The 14,058-nt window shown below is 71.2% G+C and carries 16 protein-coding genes; 6 read left to right on the top strand and 10 right to left on the bottom strand.

Annotated features, from left to right (window positions below):
* Nucleotides 1-57: 57 nt before the first annotated feature.
* From ACQY0Z_RS16455 to ACQY0Z_RS16440, 4 genes are all read right to left on the bottom strand, one after another.
* A complete protein-coding gene (locus ACQY0Z_RS16455; RefSeq protein WP_254587333.1) occupies nt 58-576 on the bottom strand; it encodes a SixA phosphatase family protein in 519 nt (172 codons plus the stop codon).
* Between the two features lie 63 nt (nt 577-639).
* Nucleotides 640-846, bottom strand: coding sequence for a hypothetical protein (locus ACQY0Z_RS16450; protein WP_254587334.1), 207 nt, complete (start codon nt 844-846; stop codon nt 640-642).
* 194 nt (nt 847-1,040) lie between these two features.
* The gene (locus tag ACQY0Z_RS16445) at nt 1,041-1,157 is read right to left on the bottom strand and encodes an SGM_5486 family transporter-associated protein (protein WP_019522097.1); all 117 of its coding nucleotides are present in this window, start codon (nt 1,155-1,157) and stop codon (nt 1,041-1,043) included.
* Between the two features lie 35 nt (nt 1,158-1,192).
* Complete coding sequence (locus ACQY0Z_RS16440; protein WP_347225514.1) at nt 1,193-2,545, bottom strand: CynX/NimT family MFS transporter; 1,353 nt, start codon at nt 2,543-2,545, stop codon at nt 1,193-1,195.
* A gap of 82 nt (nt 2,546-2,627) precedes the next feature.
* On the opposite strand from ACQY0Z_RS16440, the gene ACQY0Z_RS16435 reads away from it, so the two are divergent.
* On the top strand, nt 2,628-3,320 hold the full coding sequence (locus ACQY0Z_RS16435; RefSeq protein ID WP_189899691.1) for a FadR/GntR family transcriptional regulator: 693 nt from the start codon (nt 2,628-2,630) through the stop codon (nt 3,318-3,320).
* Between the two features lie 72 nt (nt 3,321-3,392).
* Here ACQY0Z_RS16435 and fabI read toward each other — a convergent pair whose 3' ends face one another.
* Both fabI and fabG read right to left on the bottom strand, forming a co-directional pair.
* The gene (fabI, locus tag ACQY0Z_RS16430; RefSeq protein ID WP_189899689.1) at nt 3,393-4,160 is read right to left on the bottom strand and encodes an enoyl-ACP reductase FabI; all 768 of its coding nucleotides are present in this window, start codon (nt 4,158-4,160) and stop codon (nt 3,393-3,395) included.
* A 5-nt stretch (nt 4,161-4,165) separates the two neighbouring features.
* On the bottom strand, nt 4,166-4,870 hold the full coding sequence (gene fabG / locus ACQY0Z_RS16425) for a 3-oxoacyl-[acyl-carrier-protein] reductase (RefSeq protein WP_019522101.1): 705 nt from the start codon (nt 4,868-4,870) through the stop codon (nt 4,166-4,168).
* Nucleotides 4,871-5,183: 313 nt separating this feature from the next.
* Here fabG and ACQY0Z_RS16420 point away from each other — a divergent pair, with 313 nt between their 5' ends.
* The 3 genes from ACQY0Z_RS16420 to tyrS all read left to right on the top strand — a co-directional run bounded on the left by ACQY0Z_RS16420 (nt 5,184) and on the right by tyrS (nt 9,433).
* A complete protein-coding gene (locus tag ACQY0Z_RS16420) occupies nt 5,184-6,707 on the top strand; it encodes a TldD/PmbA family protein (protein ID WP_254587336.1) in 1,524 nt (507 codons plus the stop codon).
* Nucleotides 6,704-8,098 carry a metallopeptidase TldD-related protein gene (locus tag ACQY0Z_RS16415; protein WP_439812458.1) on the top strand — a complete coding sequence of 465 codons (1,395 nt, stop codon included), beginning with the start codon at nt 6,704-6,706 and terminating at the stop codon, nt 8,096-8,098. Before ACQY0Z_RS16420 ends, ACQY0Z_RS16415 begins: the two co-directional genes overlap by 4 nt.
* Nucleotides 8,099-8,164: 66 nt before the next feature.
* Entirely contained in the window at nt 8,165-9,433 is a 1,269-nt protein-coding gene (gene tyrS, locus ACQY0Z_RS16410) for a tyrosine--tRNA ligase (RefSeq protein WP_189899683.1), read from the top strand.
* Nucleotides 9,434-9,500: 67 nt separating this feature from the next.
* On the opposite strand, the gene ACQY0Z_RS16405 is transcribed toward tyrS, so the two are convergent.
* Nucleotides 9,501-9,785: a GlsB/YeaQ/YmgE family stress response membrane protein gene (locus ACQY0Z_RS16405; protein WP_102640648.1), complete on the bottom strand. Its 285-nt coding sequence runs from the start codon at nt 9,783-9,785 to the stop codon at nt 9,501-9,503.
* Between the two features lie 202 nt (nt 9,786-9,987).
* On the opposite strand from ACQY0Z_RS16405, the gene ACQY0Z_RS16400 reads away from it, so the two are divergent.
* Complete coding sequence (locus ACQY0Z_RS16400; RefSeq protein WP_189899682.1) at nt 9,988-10,383, top strand: DUF3099 domain-containing protein; 396 nt, start codon at nt 9,988-9,990, stop codon at nt 10,381-10,383.
* 242 nt (nt 10,384-10,625) lie between these two features.
* Nucleotides 10,626-10,853, top strand: coding sequence for a hypothetical protein (locus ACQY0Z_RS16395; RefSeq protein ID WP_189899680.1), 228 nt, complete (start codon nt 10,626-10,628; stop codon nt 10,851-10,853).
* A 17-nt stretch (nt 10,854-10,870) separates the two neighbouring features.
* Here ACQY0Z_RS16395 and moaA read toward each other — a convergent pair whose 3' ends face one another.
* The 3 genes from moaA to ACQY0Z_RS16380 form a co-directional block, all read right to left on the bottom strand.
* Nucleotides 10,871-11,860 (bottom strand): GTP 3',8-cyclase MoaA, encoded by a 990-nt coding sequence (moaA, locus tag ACQY0Z_RS16390; protein ID WP_347225518.1) that lies wholly within the window; start codon nt 11,858-11,860, stop codon nt 10,871-10,873.
* Between the two features lie 159 nt (nt 11,861-12,019).
* A complete protein-coding gene (locus tag ACQY0Z_RS16385; RefSeq protein WP_347225519.1) occupies nt 12,020-13,648 on the bottom strand; it encodes a solute symporter family protein in 1,629 nt (542 codons plus the stop codon).
* Nucleotides 13,645-14,001 carry a DUF485 domain-containing protein gene (locus tag ACQY0Z_RS16380; RefSeq protein WP_189899676.1) on the bottom strand — a complete coding sequence of 119 codons (357 nt, stop codon included), beginning with the start codon at nt 13,999-14,001 and terminating at the stop codon, nt 13,645-13,647. The genes ACQY0Z_RS16385 and ACQY0Z_RS16380 overlap by 4 nt, the downstream gene beginning before the upstream one ends.
* Nucleotides 14,002-14,058 lie beyond the last annotated feature (57 nt).

Genomic DNA, 14,058 nt, shown 5'->3' with positions numbered 1-14,058 from the left:
CCGGCGCCGACGAGGTCGGTGCCGGGCCCCTGTCGTGCCGGGCGGGTCAGCCGGGGGTCACTCCGTGGGCGCCCAGTAGTCGACCAGCGTGGCCGTGCCGGGCTCCAGGGACTTCCAGGGGCCGGTGAAGGTCAGGACCGCGAAGGCGGCGGCCGGGAAGCCGCGCCGCGTCATGCGCTCGCGCGCGTCGCCCTCGGACGCGCCGGCCAGGATGTCGGCCAGCCCCTGCACGCCCGGGTTGTGTCCGATCAGCAGGACGTTCTGCGCGTCGTCGGGGGTCTCGTTGAGCAGGGCGATCAGCTCGCCGGGCGAGGCCTCGTAGATCCGCTCCTCGTAGACGGTTTTCGGCCGCTTCGGGAACTCGTGGACCGCGAGCTTCCAGGTCTCCCGGGTGCGGACCGCCGTGGAGCACAGGGCCAGGTCGAAGGCGACGCCGGTGTCGGCCAGCTTGCGGCCGGCGGCCGCGGCGTCCAGTCGCCCTCGCTCGGCGAGGGGCCGCTCGTGGTCGGACACCGGAGGCCAGTCGGCTTTCGCATGCCGGAAAAGGACAATCCTGCGGGGTTCTGCGACGCTCATGGCACCCAGCTTCGCATGAAACAGGCCACGGGGCGCAGGGAGTTGACCGGCGCCTCGGCGCGTTCAGCGGGCCATGAGCTGCTGCGCCCGCTCGACGAGGAGGGTGAGCGCGGGCTCACCGGCGCTCGCGTGCGCGTCGGAGGGGTCGAGGACGAGGGCGAGCAGGGCCACGAAGGCGAGGGCGGGGAGGGCCAGGGCCCACCACGGCAGCCGAGTGGCGGCACCGGCCCGGGGTGCCGGAACGGGCCGGGAGTGCGTGCGCGCCGACATGGGTGCCTCCGCTCTTCGAGTGTTCCCTGGCCGCCTGTCGCGGCCACATCTCGAAGGTACATATCGGCGGGGCGTCAACCCATCCGGTGATCCACCCACTTGACCCTGAGCCTGGCCCCCTAGGGGACGGGGGTGCCGGCACCACCCTCAGGGCGCGGAACCGGTCACCGCGCCGGGTGTCGACCGGGCCGCGTTCAGGGCGCGAGCACCGTCGCGATGACGCCGATGACGATGAAGATCGCGAAGAACGCGCCGAAGACGAGCAGCATCTTCTTCTGGCCGTTCTGCGGGTTCGGCTCGAGGACTGGCATGGGGAAAGTGTCGCATCCTCCCCGCCCGGCACCGGTCAGGGGGTGCTCCGGGCGGCGTCTCGGCGTGCCGCCTCGTCCTCCACCGTGCGGTCCCGTCCGGCCATCACCCCGAAGACCATCTGCGGGACCATCAGAGCCGCCATGAGCGCGATCGGCAGCCCCCAGCCCCCGCTGTGCTGGTACAGCACGCCCACCAGCAGCGGCCCGGGGATGGAGATCAGATAGCCGGTGCTCTGCGCGAAGGCCGACAGCTGGGCCACGCCCGCGCCGGTCCGCGCCCGCATGCCGACCATGGTGAGCGCGAGCGGGAAGGCGCAGTTGGCGATGCCCAGCAGCACCGCCCAGGCCCATGCGCCCGCGGCCGGTGCGAACCAGAGACCCGCGTACCCGAGCAGGCCGCTGACGCCCAGCCCGACCACGATGGGACCCTGCCGGGGCAGCCGGGCGGCGATCCGCGGGATGACGAACGCCAGGGGGACCCCCATCACCATGGTGACGGCGACCAGCATTCCCGCCCGGCCCGCGGAGACGCCCGCGTCCCGGAAGATCTGCGCCATCCAGCCCATGGTGATGTAGGCGCCGGTGGCCTGGAGCCCGAAGAACACGGCCAGCGCCCACGCCGTACGGCTGCGGGTGATACGCAGCGCCGGCGTCTGCCCGGCGGGCCGCTCCTCGGGACGCCCGTCCCCCTGCGACGGCTCCGGCGCCCCGGAGGCTCCCGAGGCGCCGCCCCGGTCCCGTACGAAGGCGAGCCAGGGCAGGGCGGCGGCCGCCGCGAGGGCCGCCCAGACGGCGAGGCCCGCCTGCCAGTCGCCGCCGAGCGCGTCGGTCACCGGGACGGTCACGGCCGCCGCCGAGGCGGTGCCGAGGGCGAGGGCCATCGAGTACAGGCCGGTCATGGAGCCGACCCGGTCGGGGAACCAGCGCTTGACGATGACCGGCATCAGCACGTTGCTCACGGCTATGCCGCCGAGCGCGAGACCGCTGGCGAGCAGGAAGGCGGCCGTGCTGCCGACGTAGGGCCTCACGAGCAGGCCGGTGGCGATGGCGGCCATGCCGGCGCACACCACGGCGGCGGGGCCGAAGCGGCGGGCCAGGCGGGGCGCGGTGACGCCGAAGACGGCGAAACACAGCGCGGGCAGGGAGGTGAGCAGGCCGGCGACGCTGCCGCTCATGCCGAGCCCGGCGCGCACCTCTTCGAGGAGGGCGCCGAAGCTGGTGATGGCGGGGCGCAGGTTGAGGGCGGCCAGCACGATGCCGGCGACGAGCAGCCGTTTCCGCCACGCGCGCAGGGGGGCGCCGGGCTGTTCCGGGAGCGCGGTCGTGGCGGGCGTACGGGCGGTGGCGGACGCTGTCGTCCGGGTTCCGCCACCAGTCACACGAGTCATGACACCCATCATAGAATCATGGGATGATTGGTTGTCCATGTCGCGGACGTCGTACGCGGCCTACGCCGTGCGAAGGTGAAGCATGCCTCTGAGCCATCCGCGCCGATCCGCGCTGTCCGAGCAGGTCATCGCCGCCCTGCGGGCCCAGATCACGTCGGGCGAGTGGCCGGTCGGCTCACGCGTCCCCACCGAGCCGGAGCTGGTCGAACAGCTGGGGGTCGCCCGCAACACCGTCCGTGAGGCGGTGCGCGCGCTGGCGCACAACGGCCTGCTCGACATCCGCCAGGGCTCCGGCACCTATGTGCTCGCCACGAGCGAGCTGGCGGGTGTGATGCACCGCCGCTTCGCCGAGGCCGACCCCCGGCACATCGCCGAGCTGCGTTCCTCCCTGGAGTCGTCGGCGGCGCGGCTGGCGGCGCAGCGGCGTACGGAGAAGGACCTGAAGCAGCTCGACGCGCTCCTGCGGCGCCGTGAGGAGGCGTGGGAGTCGGGCGACGCGGAGACGTTCGTGACGGCGGACGCGACGTTCCACATGGCCGTCGTGGCCGCCTCGCACAACGACGTGATGACCGCGCTGTACGCGGACCTGGGCGAGGTGCTGCGGGACTGGCTGCGCGACGACGTGGGCGGGGACATGTCGCCGGAGACGCACATGGACCACAGCCGGCTGGTGGACGCGATCCGCGCGGGCGACGAGGCGACGGCGGCCGAGGAGGCCGCCTCCTACCCGATGGCGTGCAAGCCGGGGCGGTTCACCTCCCGCGCGAGCGGCTGAGCGAGCCCTTCCGGACACACGTGAGGGCCCGCGCCCCCTCGGGGGACGCGGGCCCTCAGGCTGTACTCGCCGTCAGGCGCCGATGGCGTGCAGACCGCCGTCCACGTGGACGATCTCGCCCGTGGTCTTCGGGAACCAGTCGCTCAGCAGGGCGACGACGCCGCGGCCGGCGGGCTCCGGGTCCTTCAGGTCCCACTCCAGCGGGGCGCGGGTGTCCCACACGGAGGCCAGCTCGGCGAAGCCGGGGATGGACTTGGCGGCCATCGAGCCGAGCGGACCGGCCGAGATGAGGTTGCAGCGGATGTCCTGCTTGCCCAGGTCGCGCGCCATGTAGCGGTTGGTGGCTTCCAGAGCGGCCTTCGCCGGGCCCATCCAGTCGTACTGCGGCCAGGCGTACTGCGCGTCGAAGGTGAGGCCGACGACGGAGCCGCCGTTCTGCATCAGCGGCAGGCAGGCCATCGTGAGCGACTTCAGGGAGAACGCCGAGACGTGCATGGCCGTGGCGACCGACTCGAACGGCGTGTTGAGGAAGTTGCCGCCGAGGGCGTCCTGCGGCGCGAAGCCGATGGAGTGCACGACGCCGTCCAGGCCGCCGAGCTCCTCGCCGACGACGTCGGCCAGGCGGCCCAGGTGCTCGTCGTTGGTGACGTCGAGCTCGATGACCTTGGCGGGCTTGGGCAGCTTCTTGGCGATGCGCTCGGTCAGGGTGGGCCGCGGGAACGCGGTCAGGATGATCTCGGCGCCCTGCTCCTGGGCCAGCTTCGCGGTGTGGAAGGCGATCGACGCCTCCGTCAGCACACCGGTGATCAGGACGCGCTTGCCCTCGAGAATTCCGCTCATGTGTGTCAGTGACCCATTCCCAAACCGCCGTCAACGGGAATGACGGCTCCAGTGATGTACGAGGCGTCGTCCGAGGCGAGGAAGCGCACCGCGGCGGCGATCTCCTCGGTCTTCGCGTACCGGGCGAGCGGCACCTGGGCGAGGATCTTCGCCTGCTGCTCCTCGGTGAGCTCCCGGGTCATGTCGGTGTCGACGAAACCGGGCGCGACGACGTTGAAGGTGATGTTGCGCGAGCCCAGCTCACGGGCGAGGGACCGGGCGAAGCCCACCAGGCCGGCCTTGGAGGCGGCGTAGTTGGCCTGCCCCGCGGAGCCCAGCAGCCCGACGACCGAGGAGATCAGCACGACGCGGCCCTTACGGGCACGCAGCATGCCGCGGTTGGCGCGCTTGACGACGCGGAAGGTGCCGGTGAGGTTGGTCTCGAGGACGGACGTGAAGTCCTCCTCGGTCATGCGCATCAGGAGCTGGTCCCGGGTGATCCCGGCGTTGGCCACGAGCACCTCGACGGGGCCGTGCGCCTCCTCGATCTCCTTGTAGGCCTGCTCCACCTGCTCGGCGTCGGTGATGTCGCACCGGACGGCGAGGAAGCCGGCCGGGGGCTCACCCGAGCGGTACGTGATGGCGACCTTGTCGCCGGCGTCGGCGAACGCGCGGGCGATGGCGAGGCCGATGCCCCGGTTGCCTCCGGTGACGAGAACCGAGCGGCTCAACGGATCACCCCTTCGATAGCGGTCTGTTCCATCCGCCCGGACACCGTGACGACAGGCGGCTGCACCGAAAACCTATCGGTCCCGGTGCGCCCCGGGACATCGGGGCACCGACAGTGGCATGGGAGCGGCTCTGTCGGGTCCCTACAGAAAGGACCCGGCCGGGCGACGGCGGTCACCCGCCCGGTGACACGAACACGGCGGGGCGCGCCGCAAAGGTGTGGTCCCGGTCCGGCCCGGCGCGACATGATGCGCCGCAGCGCCGACTCGACGCAGCGACAACCGACCGATTCGAACCCGACAGGAAGAGACGTAGGTGTCTCATAGCATTGACGAAGCCTTCACAGCCCTGCCGCTACGCGCCCTCGCCGACGCCGCGCTCGCCCGGGCGCGGGCGCTCGGGGCGGAGCACGCGGACTTCCGTCTGGAGCGGGTGCGCAGCGCCTCCTGGCGGCTGAGGGACGCCAAGCCCGCCGGTTCGTCGGACACCACCGACCTCGGGTACGCGGTGCGGGTGGTGCACGGCGGCACCTGGGGCTTCGCGTCCGGGGTGGACCTCACCCTCGACGCCGCCGCGAAGGTCGCCTCCCAGGCGGTGGCCATGGCGAAGCTGTCCGCGCAGGTGATCAGGGCGGCCGGGAGCGACGAGCGCGTGGAGCTGGCCGACGAGCCGGTGCACGCCGACAAGACCTGGGTGTCGTCCTACGAGATCGACCCCTTCACCGTGCCCGACGAGGAGAAGGCCGGGCTGCTGGCCGAGTGGAGCCGGCGGCTGCTCGCCGCGAACGGCGTCGACCACGTGGACGCCTCGCTGCTCACCGTGCACGAGAACAAGTTCTACGCGGACACCGCCGGCACCGTGACCACACAGCAGCGCGTGCGGCTGCACCCGGTGCTGACGGCGGTGTCCGTCGACGAGTCCAGCGGCGAGTTCGACTCCATGCGCACCCTCGCGCCGCCGGCCGGACGCGGCTGGGAGTACCTGACGGGCACCGGCTGGGACTGGGACGACGAGCTGGCGCGGATCCCCGAGCTGCTCGCCGAGAAGATGCGCGCGCCGAGCGTGGAGCCAGGGCTGTACGACCTGGTGGTGGACCCGTCCAACCTGTGGCTCACCATCCACGAGTCGATCGGGCACGCCACCGAGCTGGACCGCGCCCTCGGCTACGAGGCCGCCTACGCGGGCACCTCGTTCGCCACCTTCGACCAGCTCGGCAAGCTCAAGTACGGCTCCGAGCTGATGAACGTCACCGGCGACCGCACCGCCGAGCACGGCCTGGCGACCGTCGGCTACGACGACGAGGGCGTCGAGGCGCAGTCCTGGGACCTGGTGAGGGACGGCACGCTGGTCGGCTACCAGCTGGACCGGCGGATCGCGAAGCTCACCGGCTTCGAGCGGTCCAACGGGTGCGCGTTCGCCGACTCCCCCGGCCATGTGCCGGTGCAGCGCATGGCCAACGTGTCGCTGCGTCCCGACCCGGCCGGGATGTCGACGGAGGACCTGATCGGGTCGGTCGACCGCGGCATCTACGTGGTCGGCGACCGGTCGTGGTCCATCGACATGCAGCGCTACAACTTCCAGTTCACCGGGCAGCGCTTCTACCGCATCGAGAACGGCCGGCTGGCCGGCCAGCTGAAGGACGTCGCCTACCAGGCCACGACCACCGACTTCTGGGGCTCCATGGCCGCCGTCGGCGGTCCGCAGACGTACGTCCTGGGCGGCGCCTTCAACTGCGGCAAGGCCCAGCCGGGCCAGGTCGCGGCGGTCTCGCACGGCTGCCCGTCCGCCCTGTTCAAGGGAGTCAACATCCTCAACACCACGCAGGAGGCCGGGCGATGAGCGCGCGCACCACCAAGCCGCACGAGATCGTCGAGCGTGCCCTGGAGCTGTCCCGGTCCGACGGCTGTGTCGTGATCGCCGACGAGCACTCGTCCGCCAACCTCCGCTGGGCGGGCAACGCGCTCACCACGAACGGGGTGACCCGCGGGCGCACCCTCACCGTGATCGCCACGGTGGACGGCGCCCAGGGAACGGCCTCCGGGGTGGTGTCACGGTCCGCCGTGACCGTGGACGAGCTGGAGCCGCTGGTGCGGGCCGCCGAGGCCGCCGCCCGCGGCGCCGGTCCGGCCGAGGACGCGCAGCCGCTGGTGACGGGTGTGGAGCCGTCGCCCGAGTTCACCGAGGCGCCCGCGGAGACGACCTCCGCGGTGTTCGCCGACTTCGCGCCGGCGCTGGGCGAGTCGTTCGCGCGGGCGCGGGCGGGCGGCCGGGAGCTGTACGGCTTCGCCAACCACGAGATGGTCTCCACCTACCTGGGCACGTCGACGGGGCTGCGGCTGCGGCACGACCAGCCGAACGGCACCCTGGAGATCAACGCCAAGTCCCCGGACCGCACCCGGTCGGCGTGGGCGGGCCGCTCCACCCGCGACTTCAAGGACGTCGACCCGGCCGCGCTGGACGCCGAGCTGGCCGTACGGCTCGGCTGGGCGGAGCGGCGTCTCGAGCTGCCGGCGGGCCGGTACGAGACGCTGCTGCCGCCGACGGCGGTGGCGGACCTGCTGATCTACCAGTTCTGGTCGGCGTCCGGGCGGGACGCGGCGGAGGGCCGCACGGTGTTCTCCAAGCCGGGCGGCGGCACCCGCGTCGGCGAGCGGCTGACCGAGCTGCCGCTGACGCTGCGCAGCGACCCGAACGAGCCGGGGCTCGAGTCGGCGCCGTTCGTGATCGCGCACTCCTCCGGTGGCGACCAGTCGGTGTTCGACAACGGGCTGCCGCTGTCGGCGACGGACTGGGTGCGCGAGGGTGAACTGCACCGGCTGACCACCAGCCGGCACAGCGCGGGCCTGACCGGCCTGCCGACCGCGCCTGCCGTGGACAACCTGATCCTGGACGGCGGCGAGGACCGCTCGCTGGAGGAGATGGTCGCGGCCACCGAGCGGGGGCTGCTGCTGACCTGCCTGTGGTACATCCGCGAGGTGGATCCGGCGACGCTGCTGCTCACCGGGCTGACCAGGGACGGCGTATACCTGGTGGAGAATGGCGAGGTCACCGGTGAGGTGAACAACTTCCGGTTCAACGAGTCGCCGGTGGACCTGCTGGGCCGGGCGGCGGAGGCGGGCCGTACGGAGAAGACGCTGCCCCGGGAGTGGAGCGACTGGTTCACCCGGGCCGCGATGCCCGCGCTGCGCATCCCCGATTTCAATATGAGCTCGGTCAGCCGGGGCGTATAACCTCGTAGGCGTTCGCAGCAGGCCGTCACCCGTACGGCCGCAGATCACCGAGGAGACACGAGAACCGTGACGGACATCGTCGACGAGCTGAAGTGGCGCGGGCTGTTCGCCCAGTCCACTGACGAGGACGCTTTGCGCAAGGCGCTCGCGGACGGTCCCGTCACGTTCTATTGCGGCTTCGACCCGACCGCGCCGTCGCTGCACGTGGGGCATCTGGTGCAGGTGCTCACCGTGCGCCGGCTCCAGCAGGCCGGCCACCGGCCGCTGGCGCTGGTCGGCGGCGCGACCGGGCAGATCGGCGACCCGCGGCCGACGGCCGAGCGCACGCTGAACTCGCCGGAGACCGTCGCGGGCTGGGTGGAGCGGCTGCGCAGCCAGATCGAGCCGTTCCTGTCCTTCGAGGGCGAGAACGCGGCCGTGATGGTCAACAACCTCGACTGGACGGCGAACCTGTCCGCGATCGAGTTCCTGCGGGACATCGGCAAGCACTTCCGCGTCAACAAGATGCTGACGAAGGACTCCGTCGCCCGGCGGCTGGAGTCCTCCGAGGGCATCAGCTACACGGAGTTCAGCTACCAGCTGCTGCAGGCGATGGACTTCCTCCAGCTGTACCGCCGCTACGGCTGCACCCTGCAGCAGGGCGGCAGCGACCAGTGGGGCAACCTCACGGCCGGGCTCGACCTGATCCACCGCCTGGAGCCGGACGCCACGGTCCACGCCTTCGCGACGCCGCTGATGACCAAGGCGGACGGCACCAAGTTCGGCAAGACCGAGGGCGGCGCCGTCTGGCTGGACCCGGAGATGACCACGCCGTACGCGTTCTACCAGTTCTGGCTGAACGTGGACGACCGGGACATCTCGGGCTACCTGCGGATCCTGTCCTTCAAGTCCCGTGAGGAGCTGCAGGAGCTGGAGCGGCAGACGGCGGAGCGTCCGCAGGCGCGTGCCGCGCAGCGCGCGCTGGCGGAGGAGCTGACGACGCTGGTGCACGGCGCCGACCAGACGGCCGCCGTGATCGCCGCCTCGAAGGCCCTGTTCGGCCAGGGCGAGCTGGATGAGCTGGACGAGCGCACGCTCGCCGCGGCGCTCTCCGAGGTGCCGCACGTGAAGGTGGCCGAGCTGGGCCCGGTGGTGGACCTCTTCGCCGAGGTCGGCCTGGTGCCCAGCAAGTCCGCCGCGCGGCGCACGGTGAAGGAGGGCGGCGCCTACGTGAACAACGTCAAGGTGACCGCCGAGGACGCCGTTCCCGCCCGGGAGGACCTGCTGCACGGGCGCTGGCTGGTGCTGCGCCGCGGCAAGAAGAACCTGGCGGCCGTGGAGGTCGCGGCCGGCTGACCCGGTGGTGTGCGTGAGGGGCGGGTCCCGTGCGGGGCCCGCCCCTCCGCCGTGTCCGGCGGCTCTGTCAGGCCCGCTGACGCTCGTGCTTCCTGCGCTGCATGGAGTTGTAGATCATCTCCGCGAGCAGCACGACGACGATGGCCGCGCCGAGCTGGAAGATGTGCCGTCCCCAGTCGATGCCGCGGGTCTCCTCGATGCCGAAGCCCCGGGCGATGGCGTTGCCGACGACCGCGCCGATCATGCCGCAGATGGTGGCGAGCCACAGCGGGATGTGCTGCTTGCCGGGGATCACCGCCTTGGCCAGCAGGCCGAGCACGAATCCCACGATGATCGCCCACAACCAGCCCATGGCTGCCTCCTCGTACGACTTGACGCGAGCATTACGGCAAGTGTCGACCCAGTCGCGGTACGCCGCATGTCGGACATGCCGTACGCGGGACGGCGCAGCCGGGCCGGTGCGGGCGGGGTGACCCGCTCTCGTGACCGGCCGGGGCGCGGCGTACCGTTGGTCTTGTCCGGAAGGGTCCGATGCGGGCGGATGGTGGAATGTGATGCGGAAGCAGCGTGGCGGCGGCGCTCAGGTGTTCCGGATCACGGGCGCCCGGGCGGGCCTGCAGGAGGACGTGCGGGGGCGGCAGCGCCGGTACGTGATCTCGATGACCGTTCGCACGATCTCGGTCATCCTGGCGGCCACCCTGTGGAACGTGGAGCGGCACGTCGCGATCGTGGCGCTGGTGCTCGGGGCGGTCCTGCCCTACATCGCCGTGGTGATCGCCAACGCGGGGCGGGAGAACACGCCGTCCCTGCCGTCGACCTTCGTGACGGCCCCGATGAAGCAGATGATCGCACCGCCCCGGACGAATGACGGTGCGACGGAACCCGATGCGGAAGAAGTGTCGTCACGGACGGCGCCGGGCGCACGATCCGAGGAACCGGGACGCTCCTGAGCAGCGAGGTGTGAGCGCCGGACGCCGGGAGCGGAAGTAACTTCCCGGTCAAGCTCAAAGAAACCTCAGATCAATCATGTTCTTTCGGTGCCGGGGGCGGGGTGACCCATGACATACTTCGTACGCGCTCCGCATCCCCCGTCGGAGCGACAGACCGACGCCGGGCAGCTCCCCCCGTGGCTGCTCGGCGTCGCCTTTTCCCGGGGCGGTTCCTCCCCCGGCGCACGGGTTAGGGTCGGACGGTGATCAACCCTGACCCCGAGACGCCCGTCTGCTCCGCGAAGGGCTGCCGTGCCCCCGCCGAGTGGGTGCTGGCCTGGAACAACCCGAAGATCCACACGCCGGAGCGGCGCAAGACCTGGCTGGCCTGCGAGGAGCACCGGGAACACCTGGCGCAGTTCCTCGGGGTGCGCGGCTTCCTGAAGGACGTGGTGCGCTTCGAGGAGTGGGAGGCCCCGGAAGGGGCCTGAGCGACGTCCCGGCCCACTCAGCCGCCGATGGCGGACATCGGGCGGTCCGGCTGCACGAAGGACGGGTCGTCGAGGCCCGCGCCCGCCTTCTTGCCCCACATGGCGAGCTTCCAGATGCGGGCGATCTCCTCGTCGTCCGCGCCGGAGCGCAGCGCCGCCCGCAGGTCGGTCTCCTCGGTGGCGAAGAGACACGTGCGGACCTGGCCGTCGGCGGTGAGGCGGGTGCGGTCGCAGGCGGAGCAGAACGGCCGGGTGACGGAGGCGATGACGCCCACGCGGTGCGGGCCGCCGTCGACCAGCCAGCGCTCGGCGGGGGCGGAGCCGCGCTTCTCCTGCCCCTCGGGGGTCAGTTCGAAGCGGGTGCGCAGGGAGGCGAGGATGTCGCCCGCGGTGATCATGCCGTCGCGCTTCCAGCCGTGCTGGGCGTCGAGCGGCATCTGCTCGATGAACCGGAGTTCGTAGTCGTGCTCCACGGCCCAGGCGAGCAGGTCGGGGGCCTCGTCGTCGTTGAGCCCCGGCATGAGGACCGAGTTGACCTTCACGGGCGTCAGACCGGCCTCGCGGGCCGCGTACAGGCCGTCCAGGACGTCCTGGTGGCGGTCGCGGCGGGTGAGGGTCTTGAAGACGTCGGGGCGGAGCGTGTCCAGGGAGACGTTGACCCGGTCCAGGCCGGCCGCCTTCAGGGCGGCCGCCGTGCGGCGCAGCCCGATGCCGTTGGTGGTGAGGGACATCTGCGGGCGGGGCTCCAGGGCGGCGACGCGCTCCACGATGCCGACCAGGCCGGGGCGGAGCAGGGGCTCGCCGCCGGTGAAGCGCACCTCCTCGATGCCGAGGGAGGTGACCGCGACGTCGATGAGCCGGACGATCTCGTCGTCGGTCAGCAGATCGGGCTTGGCGAGCCACTGCAGGCCCTCCTCGGGCATGCAGTACGTGCAGCGCAGGTTGCACCGGTCGGTCAGCGAGACCCGCAGATCGGTCGCCACCCGGCCGTAGGTGTCGATGAGCACGTGGGGCCCTCCCTGTACGCCGATCACTGATGTCCGGTACCTGCGAGCGTACGTGACGCCGCCGACAACACCCAGCGACGGGATGTGACGAGATGCCGACGGCCGCGTCGTAGGGACCTACGAGGGTCCCCGCGGCGCGGCCGTCGAACGGGGCGGGCGTCAGTGGGCGCCGGTGCCGGTCAGCGACCGGACCTCCAGCTCCGCGTACTTCTTGGCGTCGGGCTCCTCCTTGGACAGGACGGTGCCCAGCCAGCCCATCAGGAAGCCGAACGGGATGGAGATGATGCCCGGGTTCTTCAGCGGGAACCAGGCGAAGTCGACGTCCGGGAACATCGCCTTCGGGTCGCCGGAGACGACCGGCGAGAACAGCACCAGGCCGACGGCGACGATCAGACCGCCGTAGATCGACCACAGCGCGCCCTGGGTGGTGAACCGCTTCCAGAACAGGCTGTACAGGATGGTCGGCAGGTTGGCCGAGGCGGCGACAGCGAAGGCCAGGGCGACGAGGCCGGCGACGTTCAGGTCGCGGGCGAGGGCGCCGAGCGCGATGGAGACGATGCCGATGAGGACGGTCGCCCAGCGGGCCGCCCTCATCTCCTCCTTGTCGGTGGCCTTCCCCTTGCGGATGACGTTGGCGTAGATGTCGTGCGCGAAGGACGACGACGAGGCCAGGGTGAGTCCGGCGACCACGGCGAGGATGGTGGCGAACGCGACCGCCGAGATGGTGGCGAGCAGGATCGCGCCCCAGGCCGAGTCGACGCCGCCGATGTGCAGGGCGAGCAGCGGCGCGGCCGTGTTGCCCGACGGGTTGGACGCGATGATCTCGTCCTGCGAGATGAGCGCCGCCGCGCCGAAGCCCAGCGCGATGGTCATCAGGTAGAAGCCGCCGATGATGCCGATGGCCCAGTTCACGGACTTACGGGCGGCCTTGGCGTTCGGCACCGTGTAGAAGCGGATCAGGATGTGCGGCAGGCCGGCGGTGCCGAGCACCAGGGCGATGCCGAGCGAGATGAAGTCCAGCTTGGTGATGTTGTCGGCGCCGTACTGGAGGCCGGGCTCCAGGAAGGCGTCGCCCTTGCCGCTGTTCTCGGCGGCCTTGCCCAGCAGGTCGGAGATGTTGAAGTTGAACTTCAGCAGCACCAGGAAGGTGATGAGGATCGTGCCGCCGATGAGCAGCACGGCCTTGACCATCTGCACCCAGGTGGTGCCCTTCATGCCGCCGATGGAGACGTACACGATCATCAGGACGCCGACGAGGGCGACGATGAGGATCTTGCCGGCGTCGGAGGTGATGCCGAGCAGCAGGGAGACGAGCACGCCCGCGCCCGCCATCTGGGCCAGGAGGTAGAAGATCGACACGACGATCGTGGAGGTGCCGGCCGCGGTGCGGACCGGGCGCTGGCGCATGCGGTAGGCGAGGACGTCGCCCATCGTGTAGCGGCCGGAGTTGCGCAGCGGCTCGGCGACGAGCAGCAGGGCGACGAGCCAGGCGACCAGGAAGCCGATGGAGTAGAGGAAGCCGTCGTAACCGAAGAGGGCGATCGCGCCGGCGATGCCGAGGAAGGACGCGGCGGACATGTAGTCGCCGGAGACGGCGAGTCCGTTCTGGAAGGCGCTGAACTGCCGCCCGCCCGCGTAGAAGTCGGCGGCGTCCTTGGTCTGCCGGCCGGCCCACACGGTGATGCCGAGGGTGGCGAGCACGAACAGGGCGAACAGGGTGATGATCAGCGGCCGGTGCTCGCTGGCCTCGTTCGCGGCGAGGGTGACGTGGGTGATCGCGGGGCTCATGCGCCGCCCTCCATACGGGTCTTGATGGCCTCGGCCTTGGGGTCGAGCTTGGCGGCGGCGTGCTTGGAGTACCACCAGGCGATGAGGAAGGTGCTGACGAACTGCAGCACGCCGAAGACGAAGGCCACGTTGATGTGGCCGACGAGCTTGGCGCCCATGAAGCCGCCCGCGTAGTTGGACAGCAGCACGTACAGCAGGTACCAGACGATGAAGCCGATGGTCAGCGGGAAGGCGAACGAACGGTAGGAGCGGCGTAGTTCACCGAACTCAGCGCTCTCCTGAACCTCGGTGAACTCCTCCGGTGAGGGGAGTGCGGCTTTCTCTGTCGAGGGGGGCGGTGCTTCGGCGGCCACGGAGTCTCCTCGCGTTGCGGGTCGGTTCTTGCGTCGACGAAGGCGAGTGTCCTCGCG

Origin of the sequence: Streptomyces sp. P9-2, from assembly GCF_051903975.1 — a bacterium.
GTDB lineage: Bacteria > Actinomycetota > Actinomycetes > Streptomycetales > Streptomycetaceae > Streptomyces > Streptomyces cellulosae.
Note: the sequence above shows the minus strand (reverse complement) of the source record. Positions and strands in the feature narration are given on the sequence as shown.